Consider the following 20,970-nt stretch of genomic DNA (forward strand, 5'->3'; position numbering starts at 1 on the left):
TAACGGGGTGACGGCGGGGCGCGGATTATGCCTCAAGTCACGGGGTTTGGCTGATCATCGTGCGGATCTTGCTGGCCAGCAGCTCAATGGCAAACGGTTTGGCGACCATGTCCATGCCGTCCTCGAGAAACCCCTGCCGCTCGGCGGCTTTCTGTGCGTAGCCGGTCATGAACAGCACCTTGAGGCCCGGCCGATGCTGACGGGCAATCTCCGCCAACTGTCGGCCGTTCATGCCTGGCAGGCCGACGTCGGTGACCAGCAGGTCCACGCGCAGATCGGATTCGAGCAGGGGCAGGGCGGTCTTGGCGTCTTCGGCTTCGTGGGCCTGATAACCCAGCTCCCGGAGCAGATCGAGCACCAGCATGCGCACCGCCGGGTCATCTTCGACGACCACCACGGTTTCACCGGTCGCCGTCGTCGGCGCTTGTTTTACTGGCACGATAGCCGGCTGTTCCGGTTCGATGCCGTACAACCGCGGCAAGTACAAGCGCACACACGTGCCCTGGCCTGGCAGGCTGTCGAGGCTGACATGCCCACCTGATTGCTGGGCAAAACCATAAATCATCGACAGGCCCAGCCCGGTGCCTTGACCAATAGGCTTGGTGGTGAAAAACGGATCGAAGGCCTTGGAACGTACGGACGGCGTCATGCCGGTGCCGTTGTCGCTGACCGCCAGCATCAGGTAATCGCCAGCCTTGACCGGTTCGAGCGTGGTGATATCGCTGCCGTCGAGATAGACGTTGGCCGTCTCAATCAACAACTCGCCGCCATCGGGCATGGCATCGCGGGCATTGATGACCAGGTTGAGCAGGGCGTTTTCCAATTGGCTGACGTCGGTGCTGACCGGCCACACGTTCTCGGCCAGACGCAGGGTGAGTTCGATCGGGTCGCCCTTGGTCCGACGGATCAGGTCTTCCAGCGAATGCACCAGTTCATTGACGTTCAGGGTTTTGCGATCCAGCGACTGGCGCCGCGAAAATGCCAACAGGCGATGGGTCAATGCTGCCGCACGGTTGGCCGATGACACCGCCGCTTCGGTAAAACGACCAATCTCGTCGGCCCGGCCGTTGGCGATGTAGCGCTGCATCAAATCGAGGCTGCCGATAATGCCGGTGAGCATGTTATTGAAGTCGTGGGCGATACCGCCGGTGAGCTGACCGACCGCCTCCATCTTCTGCGCGTGACGCAAGGCATCTTCGGCGCGCTCGCGTTCGAACATCTCGTTCTGCAAACGCTGGTTGGCCTGAGCCAATTGTTCGGTACGGGCGCTGACCCGTTCTTCCAGGGTTTCGTTGAGATTGCGCAAGGCTTCTTCGGTTTTCTTGCGCTCGGTCTCATCGATCACAAAGATATAGAAACCACTGATCGCGCCGTCGGCGGCGTAACGCGGCAGGTAATTCATCAGCGCGTGGCGATTGCTGCCATCACGGTGCGGGGTGTACAGGCTGAACGAACACGGTCTGCCGGCCAGCGCTTCGGCAATGTAGGGCAGGCGCAGGAAATAGGCTTCTTCACCGATGACTTCGCGAATGGTGCGGCCGTAGAGTTCCTGTGGCGTGAGGCCGTACCAGTCCAGATAGGCCGCGTTGTTCAGGCGAAAGCGCTCTTCACAGTCGACATAACTGATCAGGATCGGCATGGCGTTGATGATCAACTGCAGTTCAGTCTGGCTCTGGCGCAGCGCCTGTTCGGTGTGTTTGCGCTCGGTCAGGTCCAGCGCCGCACCGAGGAAGCGCATGGGCCTGCCGTGGTGATCCTTGTAGCAACGCCCGCGGGCGAACACCCAGCGCACCTCGCCATCGCCTTGCTGCAAGCGATATTCCTCGGCGTATTCGGTGCCGTGGGTGATGCAGTGTTTGATGCTGCGCGCAATCATGGCGCGGTCTTCAGGGTGCACGCCTTGCAAGTAATCGCTGATCGGCAACTGTCCGGCGAGGCTGGGATCGACGCCATGCAATTGGGCGAAATGCGCGTCGGCGATAAAGCGGTCTTCACCGATGTCCCAATCCCAGGTGCCAACGGCATCAGTTGCGGCCAACGCCAGTTGCAGGCGCTCTTCGGTTTCCCGTTGAGCCTTGAGGCTTTCCTCGGAGCGTCGCTGCAGTTCCAGAGCGATGCGTCGGCGTTCGTTGGTTTCGATGGCGGTGACCAGAATCCCGGCGACTTGCGCGGTTTCATCGCGGATCGGACTGTAGGTCAAATCCAGCCAGAAGTCGGACTCTTGGCCTTCGCGCTGCAGGGTGAAGCGTCTTTCGCTGTAGGTGCGAACCTGGCCTTGTAGGACGGCGCTGTAAATCGGGTCGGTAAAGTCGCGAAGTTCTGGCCAGATCTGGTGTGCAGGCTGTCCGAAAGCGTGCGGATGCTTGTGACCGGCGAGCAGGGCGAAACCATTGTTGTAGATCTGCGTGAGTTGCGGGCCCCACAACAACAGCATCGGCATCGGCGAGTGAATCACGATGTCCACCGCGGTGCGCAGGCTCTGCGGCCAGTTGCCGGCAGCGCCCAAAGGGCTGCGGCTCCAGTCGGTGCGGGCGATCAGTGCCTGGGCGTCGTCGTTGTTCGGTACAGCATTCATTACATCAGTCCTGAGCGTGGTTCGGTGAGGCGACGTCTATCATTGTTGCAGTTGATCTGCGCCAGGCGTAGTTCATTGTCTGTTCATTGAATGCTTCGCGGGTGTTTTTTGCCATGGAAATCGATGCACTGTTGTCAGTTTTGTCCAATAAAAACGGTTCGGATCTGTTCCTGTCAACGGGAGCACCGCCCAGTGCGCGCGTCGACGGCGTGCTCACGGCGTTGAGCGAACGACCTTTCAAAAACGGTGAAACGGCCGCCATCGCTGCCTCCCTGATGGACGCCGAGCAACGACGGGAGTTCGACCGGGATCTGGAAATGAACCTGGCGATTTCGCGAACGGGCATTGGCCGCTTTCGCGTCAATATCTTCAAACAGCGCAACGATGTATCGATCGTCATTCGCAACGTCAAACTCGACATTCCGCGTTTCGCTGATCTGAAACTGCCAGCGGTACTGCTCGAAACCGTCATGCTCAAGCAGGGGCTGATTCTGTTTGTCGGTGCCACCGATTCCGGCAAATCGACGTCGCTGGCTGCGCTGATCGACCACCGCAATCGCCACAGCAGCGGGCACATCATCACCATCGAGGATCCGATCGAGTACATCCATCGCCACCAGCGTTCGATCATCAATCAACGGGAAGTCGGGGTCGATACGCGCAGTTTCCACGCCGCCCTGAAAAACACCCTGCGTCAGGCACCGGATGTGGTGCTGATCGGCGAAATCCGTGACCGCGAAACCATGGAACATGCGCTGGCATTCGCCGATACCGGGCATTTAGTGCTCTCGACGTTGCACGCTATTAACGCCAATCAGGCGCTCGACCGGATTATCAATATGTTCCCGCAAGAGCGACGACCGCAGTTGTTGCAGACGTTGGGCAATAATCTGAAAGCCTGTGTTTCCCAACGACTGGTGCGCACGGTTGACGGGCAGAGGCGGGCAGCGGTGGAAGTCATGCTGGGAACGCCGACTGTCAGAGATCTGATACATCGTAATGAATTAGGCGAGCTTAAAACGATCATGGAAAAATCCGTGGCGCAGGGTATGCAGACGTTTGATCAATCATTGTTCGATTTGTTTGAGAGTCATGTTGTTAACGAAGAGGAGGTGATGAAATATGCCGACTCTGGAACCAATCTGAAGCTGAAGATCAAGCTGAAAGTTGAGGGTGGGAGTGGCGCAGGCGACGGGAGTGATGGTTGGGGCTTATTGGAGTAGTTGTTGTTTTTTGAATTGCTTACATACGAACTTATAAATGTTTGATGGCGTCTTTGGCGATGAGTGGGGTTAACTTTGCTTGCTCAGCTAGAGCGCATCTATATTTATAAGGATAGTCGTGATGTTGTCTGAAAGTTCAGGGAAGTTATTCAAGTCTTACAGCGTTGCCCATCAAGAGCAGCAGCGCCGACAAGCGATTGACGCTGAAGAGCGAGAGGCCGTACTTGCTCAGTTGCGCGATGCAGTCAAAGAGCAAGGCGTTGATCCGGTTTATAGCTGGCAGGGCTACGCCGTTGATGTGCAGGCGGGATCGTCTTTTCATGAGGTTTTTAATCCTGGGCGCGTGCTCTGGAGCAAATTGCTCGACAACGACTGGATTATGAGTGAGCTACGTCGCCATCGTGCGCTTAATACGGTCTTGGTCAGAGTAAATGAAAACGGTGGGGTCGAAGTCTTTCGAAAGGAAACCGGGAAATGGCATGAAGTGGATATCGACAATATTCCCCATCGTACCCGCCTTTATCAAAATGTTCTGCTGGTCGGTGATATCGCCAGGCAGGCTTGTGGATATATCTACGACGCCGATGACATCAACATTGATCAATGGCTAAAGTTTCACAATTTGCCCGTCCCGCAAACCTTGGTGCAAACCCAGAATCTGATCGGTTACTTCGAATTCAATCCGCAGGTGGATTCGCTCGGCAATTTCTGGGAATTGCTGGATGCAGAAGATCATTCGCTGATCGTGCTGTCTGCCGAACAATGCCGCGCCATACGTTCGGTAACAACGCAACTGGTAGGAGCAGGCCAAAAGCTATTGGACGTTCTGCACCGTAATACCGGACAAACATCCGTCACCGCAGAGAATGCTGACGGATGGATTGTGCGTGTACTTAGCCATGACTATGCGCGTGATCTGGCCACGGCTTATCTGCAAAAACTGCAGTGGCTGGGTTCGCAGCCGGGAGAGATACCATCAAATCGTGGTCTCGCCAAGTTGTTGGTAACTGCCCTGTTGCTGGATATCGACCCATCGATCGGCGGTAACTCCGTTCGCAAGTCCATCGCAGGCCTGCAGCTTTATGCCCCGAGCAATGTCGGCCGCCAGGCCTCCGTTATTTGCCAGGAGCTACGGGCCTTTTTGGTAGCCAAACAAATGGCATCGGCCGGTTTGGCAGCCGTTGCTGCGCACTTGTTGCTGACGGGCATTGCTCCGGAATTTATGGTCAAGGGTATTCCGTCTTCGCTACTGATGGGGTCGGTGGAATGGATGAGTTATTGCCGCGCCGTCGTCTTGGCCGAGTCTGTGAGAAAGGGCGCTGCGCGGGTGATGAGCTATGCGCAAATAGTCGCCTATGGCGAACTGGAGCCACTGGGTGAGGCGCAGATACACCTGCGTGATATGGCAATGATCGGCCCGATGATCGACTGGGCATTGATCAATGATGTGGTGACGTCGTCTGAATTGGCGAATAAGGAAAAGGCCACCACAGAGCGTGCGCTGTCTGCATTTCAGGAGTATGCAGACAACTTCGTTCCGCGCTTCGGGCGGCTGCCGGACAGACGTCTGATCGCAAAAGAAGCGCTGGAAGATGCCGCGCCGTTGTGTGACTTTCTGGAAGAAAAAGTACTTCACCAGCATCCGGGCCTCGGCGCGTCTCCGACGGCCGCCTGCATGATCGATTTGCATATGTCCGGCGATCTGTCTGGAGGGGCTTGGGATCGGCCGGAAATCTTCCCGGATAACGTCTACTCCAATATTCCTTCCTTGCATGCTGGTGTAACCAACTACGAACGGCCCAAACGTCATGACCCTTCGGTTGCAAGTATCCACGAAGAGTTTCCACGGCTACGTCGCCTGCGCCCGAATGACCAAGAGTTTCATCGCCAGTTGCGGGTCTATCTGGAAAACCTCAATCGCTCGTTGGTTGCCACGGTGAAATTGGCGCTTTCCAACATGCCTCATAGGGATCTGCAGGCCTTTCTGACAGGCACTGTCACCTTCTTTACCTTCCGCGACCGTGCGATTGAAACTTCGTCGTTTCGCGCCGCCGGACCTTTTACCTTTGAGGTGGACTATGAAACACGCCAAGGCAAGGATGCTGCCACCGGGCGTTTCGGACTTTTGATGTGCGTGTCAAATGGTGCGGAGCTGACTGCCTATGAGCTGTTTACGTTGCGGGGCGAACTGGTAAAGAATAATCAGCTTGGTAATGAACTGGTCAGCAGAGGCTTGTTCCAGAAACCCGCCAGACTGGATTTTAAGGGTGATCTGAAGAAACAAGACGAGCCCATCGCTAAAACGTCTTTCAATATTGATTTCTCCAAGTACTTACATGGCGATTCTCCAGACTTCAGTTCAGGATCTGGTCAGGCCATCGCTGAAAAACTGGGCGTGCTGAGCGCTGCTGCCAATCCGATCCAGCTGGACAAGAGTGTTTACAAGAACTTCAGCAATCCACAACTTGTGCGCCTGGCCGACTTCATCATCAATCATCATCCTGTCATCAAGTTTGAAGAACTGGTAGCGGCGGCCACTGAGCCAACGGAACTCGAAGCAGAGCGGGCCAAAGGCGAGAAAATCGCCACTTACTTCGTTGATCTGGCCGTGCCTTTCAAAAAATGCATCGAGGACATATCAACGGGTGAGCACAATCGAGTCGTAGACGGTATCTACGGTTGCCTCATGGATGCCATTGCTTTGGGTGGCGCATTCTATGGCGCCGGTGTCAAAGCCTTGAGCATTTCCGCCAAGGCAATCTCTGCGGCCGGCAAAGCCGCGCGCGTGACCAAACTAGTGGTGGCAACCTCCGTATCGGCTTTCAATCCGGTGGATGGAGTACCCACGGCGGTGTACGGCGTCGGCAAACTCGTTCACAAGGGATTACTGCGATTCAGCAAGCCTACGCTGGAACTGTTGGGACTGGCCAAATCTCAATTGACCACGTTGCACGGCGGTAATAAAGGCAAGCACCTGATCCGCTCAGCGGATAATGCTTCAATAGCGCATGGTACCTGGCGGCCGAATGCTTCAGCTTCGGACACGCTCACGGTGCTGGCGGCGCGCAATAACTACAAGTGGTATGCACTGGATAGTTTGGGCAAGCCCTGGGGGCCGGCTCTGGGTCATTTCAACTTTACTGCGTCACTTCGGTTGCCGCGTGCCAATCACACCTTGCCCGTCAGTTATACACGACTGTTCATCGAGCAAAGCTTGCCCCGGGCACGGGCAAAAATAGAAAGTGCAATCGGTGTGTTGACCAGCCATGACTACCGGGCTGAGCGCGATGCGCTGATAAAAATATTGATGGGCCAGACCTCCAGCGATGCGGCGAATCGTGTGTTGGATTATCTGCGGTTGGTCAGGGCGGATTTTGCCGGCGTTTCCATGAGCAACTTCTTTCTCGATCCGCTCAAGGAGACGAACGACATCGCTGAGTTTGATGTGCAGGCCTACCAGCAATGGAAGCGCGCCGGTGGGCAGAGTCCGATTCCGTTCATCCAGATCAATACACCCAATATCAATCGACAGTTCATCGATAAGGGCATGAACCACGACGTAGTAGCGGATGATGTGATTCACGAGTTATTTCATGGGGTCGTACAGAACAATGATGTCGGTTATGCCCTGGATGTCGATGGCGTTACCAAGGGTGGGCAACAACTGGACGTGGCTGCACTGCTTAATCTTGCCTTGGGGCGACTGGCGGTTGCAGATGCCAGCAACGTCTTTCACCCAAGTACCAAAGCCTTTGAAAACGCCGATTCTCTGGCAGTGCTCACCTCGCTCCTCAGCCAGATGAGCACCGATAAAGTGACGTTTGAAAGCAATCTGCGAGTACTTCGCGCAGCCGTTGACAGCAATGTCGAGGGCACGATTATCGGACCTGTATTGATCAAACTGAACTCCACATCTACACACGATCTGACTGATCCGCCCCTGGCAGATGGCTGGGTCAGACCGGTGTAGTCATCTGGCGCAAATCTGTTGTACTAGATCTCCAGCTCCGGCCGATCCCGAAACTGCTCCAGCGCTTCGGGATTGGCCAGCGCATCGGTGTTCTTCACTGGCCGTCCATGCACCACTTCACGTACGGCCAGTTCGACAATCTTGCCGCTGATGGTGCGCGGAATGTCCGTCACCACAACGATCTTCGCCGGCACGTGCCTTGGGGTGGTATTGGCGCGGATCACCTGGCGGATGCGTTGTTCCAGCGCCTCATCCAGCGCTAACCCTTCACGCAACCTGACAAACAGCACAACCCGCACATCATCCTGCCACTGCTGACCGATGGCGACGCTGTCCAGCACTTCGGCGACTTTCTCGACCTGGCGATAAATCTCTGCCGTGCCAATGCGCACGCCTCCCGGATTGAGCACGGCGTCGGAGCGGCCATGGATCAGCATCCCGCCGTGCGGCCGTTGCTCGGCGTAATCGCCTTGTGCCCAGACGCCCGGAAAGAGCCTGAAATACGATTGCCGCAGTTTCGTTCCGTCGGGGTCATTCCACAGACCGATCGGCATGGCCGGAAAGTGCCGGATGCAGACCAGTTCGCCTTTTTCGCCAATCACCGGTTGGCCGGCGTCATTCCAGACTTCCACCGCCATGCCCAGGCTCTTGCCCATGATCTCGCCGCGCCGCACCGAGGACAGTGGATTGGCGTTGACGAAGCACGAAACGATATCGGTGCCGCCTGACATCGACGCCAGGCACACATCCGGTTTGAAGTCGCGATAGACGAAATCGTAGCTTTGCGGCGATAACGCCGAACCGGTGCACAGCAGCGTCTTCAGGCTACCGAGGTCATGACTTTCACGGGGTTTCGCACCGCTGCTTTCCAGGGTGGCGAGGAACTTGGGGCTGGTGCCGAACACGCTGATGCGTTCGTCGTCGATCAAGTCGAGCAAACGCTGGTTGTCCGGGTGAAACGGCGAGCCGTCGTAGAGCACCACGGCGCTGCCGACCGCGAGCGCCGAAACCAGCCAGTTCCACATCATCCAGCCGCAGGTGGTGTAGTAGAAAAGTCGATCGCCCGGGCCGAGATCGCAATGCAGGCCGTGTTCCTTGACGTGTTGCAGCAGTACGCCGCCGGTGCTGTGGACGATGCATTTCGGCACGCCAGTGGTGCCGCTGGAATACAACACGTACAGCGGATGACTGAACGGCACCGGGACAAAATCCGCTTCGCCGCCGGCTTGATAGAAGTCATCCCACAAGGTCACTTCGGCGTGAGTCCGGTAAGTCTCGACGTGGGCGTGCGGCTGGGCATAAGGCACGATGATCAACTGCCTTAACGTTGGCAGTTGCTCGAGTATTCCGTTGATCTTGTCAGTCTGGTCGATGGTTTTGCCGGCATAGCGATAACCGGCGCAGGTGAGCAGCACCTTGGGTTCGATCTGGCCGAAACGATCAATCACGCCGTGGGTGCCGAAATCCGGCGAGGAGCACGACCAGATCGCGCCGAGGCTGGTGGTGGCCAGCATCGCCACTAGCGTCTGCCAGGTATTCGGCATGCACGCGGCGACACGATCACCGATACCGACGCCGGCGGCCTGCAAACTGGCCTGAAATCCAGCGACATGCTCGGCGAGTTCGGCCCAGGTCAATTGCTCGCGCTGACCGTTCTCCGCCACGCTGATCACCGCCACTGCATCGTCACGCCGGCGCAGCAGGTGTTCGGCGAAGTTCAGCGTGGCGCCGGGAAACCACTCGGCGTCGGGCATGTTTGGGCCTTCGCGCAGCACCGCATCGGGCTGAGTGTGGAAGCGGATATCGAAGAAATCGACAATCGCCTGCCAGAACTCCGGGCGCTGCTCGACGCTCCATTGGTGCAGGGCAGGGTAGTCGTCGAGTTTCAGCGAGTGCCGTTGGTTCACGGCACGACGGAAGGTGTCCATGCGCGATTGGGCGATACGGTTGGCATTGGGTTGCCAGAGGATGTCGGACATTGTTTGCCTCTTGTTATCGGATTACAAAAATTCCCCTGTAGGAGTGAGCCTGCTCGCGATGGCGGTTTGTCAGTTAACTGTTACGGGGCTGACACACCGCTATCGCGAGCAGGCTCACTCCTACAGGAACGCAGCATTACTGCGCCAACCACCCACCATCAATATTCCACGCCGCCCCACGCACCTGACTGCCAGCTTCGCTGCACAAAAACAACACCAGTTCGCCCAGATGCTGCGGTGTCACGAACTCCAGCGACGGCTGTTTCTCTGCCAGCAAATCATGCTGCGCCTGCTGCGGATCGACACCCTTGGCTGCGCGGTCATCGATCTGTTTCTGCACCAGCGGCGTCAGCACCCAGCCCGGACAGATCGCGTTGCAGGTGACGTTACTGGTCGCGGTTTCCAGGCCGACCACTTTGGTCAAACCGATCACGCCGTGCTTGGCGGCCACATAAGCCGCTTTGCCGGTGGAGCCGACCTGACCATGCACGGAGGCGATATTGATGATCCGCCCCCAGCCTTTGGCGCGCATTCCCGGCAGGCTCAAGCGCGTGCTGTGAAACACCGAAGACAGGTTGATGGCAATGATCGAGTCCCAGCGCTCGACGGGGAAATCCTCCACGGCGGCGACATGCTGGATGCCGGCGTTGTTGACCAGAATGTCGACGCCGCCGAACTCGCGCTCGGCGTAATTGATCATGTCGGCAATTTGCGCCGGATCACTGACATCGGCCGGATGATGGCCGACCTTGCCGCCGAACCGGGCGACTTCGGCGATGACTTTCGATGCATCGCCAAAACCGTTGAGAATCAGATTGGCGCCAGCCTTGGCCAGGCTCAGTGCGATGCCCAGACCGATGCCGCTGGTGGAACCGGTCACCAGGGCGGTCTTGCCGGAAAGAGTCGTCATGAATACCTCACACAATGCCAGTGGCGTAGAAAGTGCCGATCACTACGAAAACCGCCAGGGTCTTGATCAGCGTAATACAGAAAATGTCTTTATAGGCTTCGCGGTGGGTCAGGCCTGTCACCGCAAGCAAGGTGATGACCGCGCCGTTGTGCGGCAGGGTGTCCATGCCGCCACTGGCCATCGCGGCGACGCGGTGCAGCACTTCCAGCGGAATATTCGCGGCGTGGGCCGCACTGATGAACTGCTCGGACATCGCCGCCAGCGCAATGCTCATACCGCCCGAGGCGGAGCCGGTGATACCGGCCAAAAGGGTCACGGTGATGGCTTCGTTGACCAGCGGATTGGGGATTTGCTTGAGCCAGTCCGCCAGCACCAGAAAGCCCGGCAGCGACGCGATCACCGCGCCGAAGCCGTATTCCGACGCGGTGTTCATCGCCGCCAGCAATGCACCGCTGACCGCACTTTTGCTACCTTCGGCGAGCTTGCTGCGAATCGCCTGAAAGCCGAATGCCAGCACCATCAGAATGCCGACCAGCAAAGCCGCCTGCACGGCCCAGATCGCCGTCAGTTTGGCGATCTCGGTGGTGACCGGAGCCGCCATGCCCGGCAGCGCGAGGCTGTGGGTCTTGCCGTACCACTGCGGAATCCACTGGGTGAAGAGCAGGTTCATGATGCCCACCGCCAACAACGGCGACAGCGCAAGCCATGGGTTTGGCAGTTTCAGGTCTTCAGCGGTTTCCGGCTCGTTGCGCAATTCAGTGCCGTAGCCTTCGCCAGCGCGTTGGGCCTTGTTGCGTTGACGTTGCAGAAACAGCATGCCGGCGCAGAACACGAAAATTGTACCGATCACGCCCAGCCACGGCGCCGCCCACGCGGTGGTATTGAAGAACGTGCTGGGGATGATGTTCTGGATCTGCGGGGTGCCGGGCAGGGCGTCCATGGTGAACGAGAACGCGCCGAGGGCGATCGTTGCCGGGATCAGCCGCTTGGGAATATTACTCTGGCGGAACATCTCGGCAGCAAACGGGTAAACCGCGAAGACCACTACGAACAGCGACACGCCGCCGTAAGTGAGCAAGGCGCAGACCAGCACGATCACCAGCATCGCCTGTTTGGTGCCCAGCAAGCGAATGGCCGCAGCGACAATCGAGCGGGAGAACCCCGACAGTTCGATCAACTTGCCGAACACGGCGCCGAGCAGGAACACAGGGAAATACAGCTTGATGAACCCGACCATTTTTTCCATGAACACCCCGGTGAACGCGGGAGCGACGGCGGAGGGGTCGGTGAGCAGCACGGCGCCGAGGGCAGCAATCGGGGCGAAGAGGATAACGCTATAGCCACGGTAGGCAGCCAGCATCAGCAGCGCCAGGGCTGCCAAGGCAATGATCACACTCATGGTGTGTCTCTCCAGAATTGTTATTTTTGTGGGTGGAACGGGTGTGGGAAAGGTATTAGCGAGATCTGTGCCAGATATTTAAGGTATTGAAATATATGGATTTTATTGGTTGTGACTAAAGGTTTTCACCGGTTTCGTCTCCTTTTAGAGACTGAGTTAAACCGAAAAGATCGCAGCCTTCGGCAGCTCCTACAGTGCGAACGCGAATTGCCCCTGTAGGAGCTGCCGAAGGCTGCGATCTTTTGCTCTTCAAATAACTGATCTAAAAAAAGAGATTGATGTCTCTTTATAGAGACTCAAGCAATCCCCAGTGCCACCATTTTTTTGTATAACGTCGACCGCCCCAGCCCCAGTCGAGCCGCTGCCTCGGGCACGTTCCCCGCACATTGCGCAAGAGCTGCCTGGATCAGTTGTCGATCAAAACGCTCCCGCGCCTGAGCGAATGTCTCTTCAGCCAGCGCCTCTATCGTCGGTACGGTCGCACGTTCAACCGGCGTTAACGTGCCAATCGCCGCACGGATATCCTGCTCGGTCAGCATCAAGTCATCACTGAGCAACGCCGCCCGTTCCAGCACATTGCGCAGCTCGCGAATGTTCCCCGGCCAGGCGTGTTGCCCGAGCAGTTCGAGAGCATCACGGTGCAGCTCATGCTGACTGCGCAGCTCTTCAAGGATTGCTTCGCTGAGCGCCGGCAGATCATCGAGACGCTCACGCAATGGCGGCACCTGAATCGGCAACACATTGAGGCGATAGTACAAATCGGCGCGGAACTCACCGCGTTTGATCGCCGCTTGCAGATCGGTCGAGGTGGCGGCAATCACACGCACATCGCTCTGAATCACCTCGTTGGAGCCGACCGGTTCGAACTCCTTTTCCTGCAACACGCGCAGCAGCTTGCTCTGCAAGGGCAGCGGCATGTCGCCAATTTCGTCGAGAAACAACGTGCCGCCCTGGGCGATCTGCAGCTTGCCGGTGCGGCCCTTGCGGTCGGCGCCGGTAAACGCACCGGGTGCCGTGCCGAAAAATTCTGCCTCCAGCAGTGCCTCGGGAATCGCCGCGCTGTTGATGCTCACAAAGGCTTTGTGTGCCCGTGGCGAGGCACTGTGAATCGCCTGGGCCAGCAACTCTTTGCCAGTGCCGGTCTCGCCGAGCAGCAACACCGGCGACTCGGCGCTGGCACTGCGTCGGGCACGGCGTTTGACTTCGAGGCTGGCGGCGCTGGTGCCGATGAAATGGGCGAAATTGTACTTGGTCTGTCGGGCGCGCAGCAGAGAACGGGTCGAGGCCAGTTCTTCCTGCATGCTCAAGTAGCGTTTGAGCATCGGCGACAGCGTGCGCAACTCGTCGAACAGGGCAAATCCGATCGCGCCGATCACCGTGCCGGCGTCGTCATGGATCGGCAGGCGCATCACCACCAAAGGCTCTTTTGGCGTGTCTTGCATGTCCAGCAGAATAGGGCGACCGGTACGCACCACCTCGCGCAAAAGACTGCCGGGGATCACGCTCTCACACGGCTTGCCGATCGCGCCTGCTGCCGATTCAAGACCGAAACGCCGGGCGTAACGCTCGTTCATCCAGACGATGTTGGCATCGCGGTCGACAATCACCGTGCCTTCGCTGGACTGCTCGATGATCTCGAACAGCGAACGGATCGCCAGGGTGCGAACCCGTTGGTAGTCCTTCAGGCTTTCGGTGGTGTTCATCTGGCGGCTGGTCCGGAATTTGAGTTGTTGATGCGGGCCTCTTCGCTGGCAAGCCAGCTCCCACAGGGTTCTCGGTCGTTCACACCTGTTGTGTACACCGCAGCCCCTTGTGGGAGCTGGCTTGCCAGCGATGGCCGCGACTCGGTTTCACGTCGATCCCCGATTATGCCTACCCCGGATGCGCCGCCGCCAACAGCTCTTTGGTGTACGGATGCTGCGGCGCATCGAACACATCATGGCTGGCGCCACGCTCGACCACTTTGCCGTCCTTGATCACGATCATGTCGTGGGCCAGGGCGCGCACCACCGCCAGGTCATGGCTGATGAACAGATAGGTCAGACCGTGTTTTTCCTGAAGCTGGCGGAGCAGCGCGACCACTTGTTTCTGCACCGTGCGATCCAGCGCCGACGTTGGTTCGTCGAGCAGGATCAGTGCCGGTTTCAGCACCAGCGCCCGAGCGATGGCAATGCGTTGGCGCTGGCCACCGGAGAACTCGTGTGGGTAGCGATGGCGACTCTCGGGGTCGAGGCCGACTTCTTTAAGCACACGAATCACTTGTTCGTCGCATTCTTCAGCGCTCGACTCGCAGTGCACTTCCAGGCCTTCGCTGATGATCTGCGCCACTGACATGCGCGGGCTGAGACTGCCGAACGGATCCTGAAACACCACCTGCATTTGCCGGCGCCACGGCCGCATCTGCTTCTGATTGAGGCCGTCGAGCGCCTGGCCTTGAAAGCGGATACCGCCCTCGGAGTCGAGCAAACGCAGGATCGCCTGACCCAGCGTCGACTTGCCTGAGCCGGACTCGCCGACGATGCCGAGGGTCTTGCCACGCTGGATACTCAGGCTGATGCCATCCACCGCCCGCAGGTATTGCTTGCGCTGAAACAGACCGCCACCGACGACGAACTCAACCTTCAGATCATCGACCTCCAGCACGTTTTCGCGTTCATCCCGGGGCAGGGCTTCGCCTTCGGGTTCGGCGTTGAGCAGCACGCAGCTGTATGGATGTTTCGGCTCGGTAAACAAGGTTTCGCAGGGCGCCTGTTCGACGATTTCCCCGGCCTTCATCACGCACACGCGCTGGGCAATACTGCGCACCAGATTGAGGTCATGGCTGATCAGCAGCAGCGACATGCCCAGGCGTTGCTGCAGGGATTTGAGCAGCAGCAGGATCTTGCGCTGCACCGTCACGTCGAGCGCCGTAGTCGGTTCATCGGCGATCAATAGCTCCGGTTCGCAGGCCAGCGCCATGGCGATCATCACCCGTTGCCGTTGGCCGCCGGAGAGTTGATGCGGGTAAGCCTTGAGGCGTTCCTTGGGTTTCTGGATGCCCACCAGTCCCAGCAGTTCGAGGATCCGCGCCTGCGCCGCTTTGCCGCCGAGGCCACGGTGCAGCAGTAAGGTTTCGCCGATCTGCTTTTCAATGGTGTGCAGCGGATTGAGCGAGGTCATCGGCTCCTGAAAGATCATGGCGATGCGGTTGCCGCGCAACTCGCGCAAGACCTTGGAATCGGCGCCGATCAGTTGCTGTCCGCGATAGCGAATGCTGCCAGTGGTTTGCGCTTCGCTTTCGGGCAGCAATTGCAGAATCGAATGGGCGGTCACCGATTTGCCCGAGCCCGATTCGCCCACCAGCGCCAGACATTCGCCGGGGCGGATGTCCAGACACAGGTCGCGCACCACGTTCTGGCCATGGAAGGCGACGTTGAGGTTACGGATTTCAATCAGGTTGTCAGTCATGGCCACGCTTCAGGATCGAGGGTCGAACGCGTCGCGTAACGCTTCGCCGATGAACACCAATAAAGAAAGGATCAGCGCCAAGGTGAAAAACGCTGTCAACCCAAGCCACGGTGCTTGCAGGTTCTGTTTGCCCTGACCGATCAACTCACCCAGCGAGGCACTGCCGGCAGGCATGCCGAAACCGAGAAAATCCAGCGCAGTAAGGGTGGAAATCGCCCCGGTCAGAATGAACGGCAGGTAGCTCAGTGTCGCATTCATGGCGTTGGGCAGAATGTGCCGGAAGATCACCTTGCGGTCGCTCAGGCCCAGCGCGCGGGCGGCTTTGACGTATTCCAGGTTGCGTCCGCGCAGGAACTCGGCGCGCACCACATCCACCAGTGCCAGCCACGAAAACAGCGCCATGATCCCCAGCAACCACCAGAAATTCGGTTCGACGAAACCGGAGAGGATGATCAACAGATACAACACCGGCAACCCCGACCAGACTTCCAGCACGCGTTGCCCGAGCAGATCGACCCAGCCGCCGTAGTAGCCCTGCAAAGCCCCGGCGGCGATGCCTATGAGGGCGCTGACAAACGTCAGCATCAAGGCAAACAGAATCGACACCCGTGCGCCGAAAATCACTCGCGCCAGTACATCTCGCGATTGATCGTCGGTGCCCAGCCAGTTGACCGACGTCGGCGGGCTCGGCGCCGGTTTGTTGAGATCGTAGTTTGGTGTGTCGTCACTGAATGGAATCGGTGGGAACAGCAACCAGCCGCCGTCCTTGCGAATCAGCTTCTGCACATAGTCGCTGCGGTAATCGGCCTGGAACGGCAGTTGCCCGCCGAACTCCTGCTCGGTATGCCGCTTGAACACCGGGAAGTACCATTGGCCCTGATAGCTGACGACCAAAGGCTTGTCATTGGCGATCAACTCACCGCCCAGTGTCAGCACAAACAGGCCGATAAACAGCCACAGCGACCACCAGCCACGGCGGTTTTTCTTGAAGCGTTCGAAGCGCCGACGGCCCAGCGGCGAAAGCTTGAACATCAGGCGTTCCTCGCGGCGAAATCGATACGCGGATCAACCATCGTGTAACACAAGTCACCGACGAGTTTTATCAGCAGGCCGAAAAGGGTGAAGATGAACAGCGAACCGAACACCACCGGGTAATCCCTCGAAACCGCGGCTTCGTAGCTCATGCGCCCGAGACCGTCGAGGGAGAAGATCACTTCGATCAGCAAGGAACCGGCGAAGAACACGCTGATGAACGCCTGCGGGATGCCTGACACCACCAGCAGCATCGCGTTGCGGAACACATGTCCGTAGAGCACGCGACGTTCGCTCAGACCTTTGGCGCGCGCGGTGACCACGTACTGGCGAGTGATCTCATTGAGAAACGAGTTTTTCGTCAGGATGGTCAGTGTGGCGAAACCACCAATCACCAGCGCCGTGACCGGCAACACCAAGTGCCAGAAATAGTCGGCAATCTTGCCGAGAGTCGACAGTGATTCGAAGTTGTCCGACACCAGGCCACGCACCGGAAACCAGTTCAATGACGTCCCGCCGGCGAACACCACGATCAGGAACATCGCAAACAGAAACGCTGGCATTGCATAGCCGATGATGATCGCCGTGCTGCTCCAGATATCGAAATGACTGCCATGGTGCACAGCCTTGCGGATCCCCAGCGGGATCGACACCAGATAGGTGATTAGCGTCGCCCACAAGCCGAGTGAGATCGTCACCGGCATCTTTTCCAGAATCAGGTCGGTGACCGTCGCGCCACGAAAGAAGCTCTTGCCGAAATCCAGTTGCGCGTAGTTCTTCAACATCAGCCACAAGCGTTCGTGAGCCGGTTTGTCGAAGCCGTACTGTTTTTCGATGTCCTTGATCAGTTGCGGATCGAGACCGCGACTGGCGCGGGAAGTACCGCTCATGGTTTCGCTGGCACCACCGCCGACACTGGCGCCACCGATCCCTTGCAGGTGGGCGATGGCCTGTTCCACCGGACCGCCGGGCGCGGCCTGGATGATCACGAAATTGACCAGCAGGATGATCACCAGCGTAGGAATGATCAGCAGCAGGCGCCGCAGTATGTAACCCCACATCAGTGCGGTCCTCCGGGTCTGCCACGGGCGATCTTCTCGGCCGTCATCTGTTGATTGGTCAGCGGCGTGCTGCTGATTTCCCACCAGCTCTCGATGGCTTCGTCATTGCTGGCTTGCACCGACGGTATGCCGAAGCGGTTCCACCACACGGTCGAGGTGCCCGGTGGATAGTAGTTGGGAATCCAGTAGTAATTCCATTGCAGAACGCGGTCCAGAGCATGGGCGTAGCGCAGCATGTCGGACTGCGTGGAGGCGCGGATCAGACCGTTGATGAGCGTATCCACGGCAGGGTTTTTCAACACCATGTAGTTGTTCGCGCCCGGGTCGTTGGCCGATGCGGAACCGAAGTAATTGAGCAACTCGCCTCCCGGCGAAGTGCTGACCGGATAGCCGGTGACGATCATGTCGTAGTCACGACTCATCAGGCGATTGACGTATTGCGAAGAGTCGATGCGGCGAATATTCAGGTCGATGCCGATCTGTTTCAGCGTGCGCTTGTACGGCAGCAGCAAGCGGTCCATGCCGTTCTGGCTGACCAGGAAGGTGAAGGTCAGCGGCTCGCCCTGGGCATTCACCAGTTGATCGCCATCCGGTTTCCAGCCAGCCTGTTCGAGCAATTCGAGGGCCTGTAATTGTTTGTCGCGGATCAGGCCGCTGCCGTCGGTTTTCGGTGCTTCAAAGACTTTGCTGAAGACTTCATCGGGAACCTGACCGCGCAGCGGTTCGAGAATTTTCAGTTCCTGCGCATCGGGCAATTCGCTTGCGGCCAATTGCGTGTTGGAAAAGTAGCTCTGCTGACGGATATACATGCCGCGCATCATCTGCCGGTTGCTCCATTCGAAGTCCCAGAGCATGGCCAGGGCCTGGCGCACGCGGCGATCGGCGAATACAGGTTTTTGCAGATTGAACACAAACCCCTGGGCCGACTGGGGCGCCTCGGTGGCCAGATGCGCTTTTTGCAGGCGTCCGTCGCTCAGTGCGGGGCTGTCGTAGCCGATCGAGTAGCCGGTGGCCGAGAACTCGCGGTTGTAGTCATAAGCACCACCGCGCAGCACTTGCCGGGCGACGTCGGTATCACCGAAGTACTCGATGCTGAAATGATCGAAATTGTAGAGGCCGCGACTGACCGGCAAATCCTTGCCCCACCAGTCGGCGTTGCGCTCAAAGGTGATGCTGCGCCCTGAATCGACTTTGCCGACTCGATAAGGGCCGCTGCCCAGGGGTGGTTCATACCCGCCACCCCCGGCGAAACCGCGGCTCTTCCACCAGTGCTCGGGAAATACCGGCAGGGTCGCGACGTCCAGTGGCAGGGTGCGGTTTTCATTGCTCTTGAAGTCGAAACGCACGGTCAACGGGCCTTCCACTTCGACGCCTTTGACGTCAGCAAACTGGGTGCGATAACGCAGGCTGCCCTGGGTCATCAATAAATCGTAGGTGTAGCGTACGTCTTCGGCGGTAATCGGCTTGCCATCAGCAAAACGTGCCTTGGGATTGATGAAAAATCGCAGCGACAGACCGTCATCCGAGCGCTCCATCTTTTGCGCGACCAGTCCGTAAACCGTGTAAGGCTCATCCAGCGAACGCTGGGCCAGCGGCGAATAGAGCAAACCATCGATCTGGGTGACGCCGATGCCTTTGTCTATATAAGGAAGAACATGATCGAAGTGGCCGATTTCGATGGCCGAGCGGCGCATCGTCCCGCCCTTGGGCGCTTGCAGGTTGGTGTAGTCGAAGTGACTGAAGCTGGCAGGGTACTTGGCGGGTTCGCCATAAACAGTCAGCGCGTGTTGCGGTGCAGCGTTCGCGCCGGTAGCGCCCGTCAGCAGGGCGAGGGCGGTGAGCATCAATGTGGGGAAAACCAGTCGCATTGTCAGCCTTGGAACCGGGAAATCGATAAGCGCAAGTTGTACGCGAGAGGCGCGCCAGTCGCCAGCCGTATGTGTAACTGAAACACAACGGCCCACCAGAAGGCGGGCCGTTGATAAGCAATCAGGCGACGGATCAGTCCTGACGGCTGGTGACTTCCAGCAGGTGATAACCGAACTGGGTTTTCACTGGACCTTGCACGACGTTGATTGGCGCGCTGAAGACCACGGTGTCGAATTCCTTGACCATCTGGCCAGGACCGAACGAACCCAGATCACCGCCCTGGCGGCTGGACGGGCAGGTGGAGTTGGCTTTGGCAACTTCGGCGAAATCAGCGCCACCTTCGATCTGGGCCTTGAGTTCGTTGCACTTGTCTTCGCTGGAAACCAGGATGTGGCGGGCAGTGGCTTTAGCCATGGGGAAACTCTCCAATCTATTTCAGTAAAGTGTGGAGCCTACCGGATTCAGTGGGCGAATTCTCGGCAAAGTTCCGTTCGATTGTCCGCAGCTTTGCTCAGAGATTGGCGGCGCGCAGACGTTCGGCGTGTTCAACGTACAGTTCAATCGGGTCGGGCAGGGTCGTGATGGGGCTGGCCGTGCGGCGCAGGCTGCCCAGATGGTCCAGCGGATAGTCGGAGCGGATAACCTGCCCCAGATGAGAACTGAAGCGACCGACGAAACCGTCATTCTGCTGGGTCTCGGTCATGAAGTATTGCGATAGCGCATGGCAAATGTTCCGGGTCGGATCGAGTGTCGATGGACTGTCAGCCGGCAGGACGCCGCTCCATGAGTAATAACGCACACCATTGACTTGCTCCGCGCCGTGGCCGCCCCAGCTCCCGGGCAACCCTTGAGGAAACTTGTCGTTGAAATCGCCCACGCCTTCGGTAGTCAAGGCATTGAGTGCCGCCAGCGCGTTTTGCGGCAATCTTGCACTGCCACTGAGCAGCGAAAGAAAGTTGCCGAACAGGGTCGCAACATTCTGTGCGACCGCCTCGGGCAGTCGCCCTGGCACCAGTGCCTTGCGCAGAAAGTCGGCCAGCTCCGAACCATGGTTCGGACCGCTGACAGAAGTCACCGAGGCTACCGCGTGTGGCGCAAGCGCCGCAGCGTATCGGGCAGCCAGTGCGCCCTGGCTGTGTCCGATGAGATTGACTTTTTCGGCACCTGTGCCCCGCAATACACGATCAATCTGTGCAAGCAGTTGTTCACCTCGTATTTCGTTTTTGTGGGTGGCAGAGAGGTGCGGAACAAACACTCGGCTGCCGCCGGCTTTCAGCGCGTTCTTTACGTCATGGAACAGCTCGAAATGACCAATGCGCTCAAATCCGAACAGGCCATGTACCAACAGGACGGGATAACGAGTTGAAGCATTCCGTTGCATGTTCTTACCTTTTTCGCAGAAGTTCATCGGGGAGTACCGAGGCCACTCTAAAACACTCGTCCCGTTGACGAAGTAAGAAGAGGCTTCTCTTGGCCGTTGAATCTGGACTAGGTGCTGTACGAAT

13 protein-coding genes are annotated in these 20,970 nt (G+C 58.2%); 2 read left to right on the forward strand and 11 right to left on the reverse strand.

Annotated features, from left to right (window positions below; all coding sequences use genetic code 11):
• Nucleotides 1–37: 37 nt before the first annotated feature.
• Complete coding sequence (locus AC3IUF_RS13170; protein WP_095113364.1) at nt 38–2,575, reverse strand: PAS domain-containing hybrid sensor histidine kinase/response regulator; 2,538 nt, start codon at nt 2,573–2,575, stop codon at nt 38–40.
• Between the two features lie 113 nt (nt 2,576–2,688).
• Between AC3IUF_RS13170 and AC3IUF_RS13175 the strand changes: the two genes are divergently transcribed.
• Both AC3IUF_RS13175 and AC3IUF_RS13180 read left to right on the forward strand, forming a co-directional pair.
• Nucleotides 2,689–3,798, forward strand: a complete 1,110-nt coding sequence (locus AC3IUF_RS13175) for a PilT/PilU family type 4a pilus ATPase (protein ID WP_489281218.1) — start codon at nt 2,689–2,691, stop codon at nt 3,796–3,798.
• A 121-nt stretch (nt 3,799–3,919) separates the two neighbouring features.
• Nucleotides 3,920–7,768, forward strand: coding sequence for a hypothetical protein (locus AC3IUF_RS13180; protein WP_489281220.1), 3,849 nt, complete (start codon nt 3,920–3,922; stop codon nt 7,766–7,768).
• A 23-nt stretch (nt 7,769–7,791) separates the two neighbouring features.
• Here AC3IUF_RS13180 and AC3IUF_RS13185 read toward each other — a convergent pair whose 3' ends face one another.
• The 10 genes from AC3IUF_RS13185 to AC3IUF_RS13230 all read right to left on the reverse strand — a co-directional run bounded on the left by AC3IUF_RS13185 (nt 7,792) and on the right by AC3IUF_RS13230 (nt 20,846).
• Nucleotides 7,792–9,747 (reverse strand): acetoacetate--CoA ligase, encoded by a 1,956-nt coding sequence (locus AC3IUF_RS13185; RefSeq protein WP_489281222.1) that lies wholly within the window; start codon nt 9,745–9,747, stop codon nt 7,792–7,794.
• Nucleotides 9,748–9,883: 136 nt separating this feature from the next.
• Nucleotides 9,884–10,657, reverse strand: a complete 774-nt coding sequence (gene hbdH, locus AC3IUF_RS13190; protein WP_007912316.1) for a 3-hydroxybutyrate dehydrogenase — start codon at nt 10,655–10,657, stop codon at nt 9,884–9,886.
• Nucleotides 10,658–10,664: 7 nt separating this feature from the next.
• On the reverse strand, nt 10,665–12,056 hold the full coding sequence (locus AC3IUF_RS13195) for a GntP family permease (protein ID WP_007912313.1): 1,392 nt from the start codon (nt 12,054–12,056) through the stop codon (nt 10,665–10,667).
• A 296-nt stretch (nt 12,057–12,352) separates the two neighbouring features.
• Nucleotides 12,353–13,759 (reverse strand): sigma-54 interaction domain-containing protein, encoded by a 1,407-nt coding sequence (locus tag AC3IUF_RS13200; RefSeq protein ID WP_007912311.1) that lies wholly within the window; start codon nt 13,757–13,759, stop codon nt 12,353–12,355.
• Nucleotides 13,760–13,928: 169 nt separating this feature from the next.
• Nucleotides 13,929–15,503 (reverse strand): ABC transporter ATP-binding protein, encoded by a 1,575-nt coding sequence (locus AC3IUF_RS13205; protein WP_489281224.1) that lies wholly within the window; start codon nt 15,501–15,503, stop codon nt 13,929–13,931.
• Nucleotides 15,504–15,512: 9 nt separating this feature from the next.
• Complete coding sequence (locus AC3IUF_RS13210) at nt 15,513–16,535, reverse strand: ABC transporter permease (RefSeq protein WP_007912307.1); 1,023 nt, start codon at nt 16,533–16,535, stop codon at nt 15,513–15,515.
• Complete coding sequence (locus AC3IUF_RS13215) at nt 16,535–17,596, reverse strand: microcin C ABC transporter permease YejB (protein WP_007912305.1); 1,062 nt, start codon at nt 17,594–17,596, stop codon at nt 16,535–16,537. Before AC3IUF_RS13215 ends, AC3IUF_RS13210 begins: the two co-directional genes overlap by 1 nt.
• Nucleotides 17,596–19,464, reverse strand: coding sequence for an extracellular solute-binding protein (locus tag AC3IUF_RS13220; RefSeq protein WP_489281226.1), 1,869 nt, complete (start codon nt 19,462–19,464; stop codon nt 17,596–17,598). The genes AC3IUF_RS13215 and AC3IUF_RS13220 overlap by 1 nt, the downstream gene beginning before the upstream one ends.
• Nucleotides 19,465–19,597: 133 nt before the next feature.
• Entirely contained in the window at nt 19,598–19,879 is a 282-nt protein-coding gene (locus tag AC3IUF_RS13225; protein WP_007912303.1) for a peptidylprolyl isomerase, read from the reverse strand.
• 97 nt (nt 19,880–19,976) lie between these two features.
• Complete coding sequence (locus AC3IUF_RS13230) at nt 19,977–20,846, reverse strand: lipase family alpha/beta hydrolase (RefSeq protein WP_489281637.1); 870 nt, start codon at nt 20,844–20,846, stop codon at nt 19,977–19,979.
• Nucleotides 20,847–20,970: the final 124 nt, after the last annotated feature.

The sequence above is a fragment of the Pseudomonas sp. KH_040 genome, from assembly GCF_057839305.1.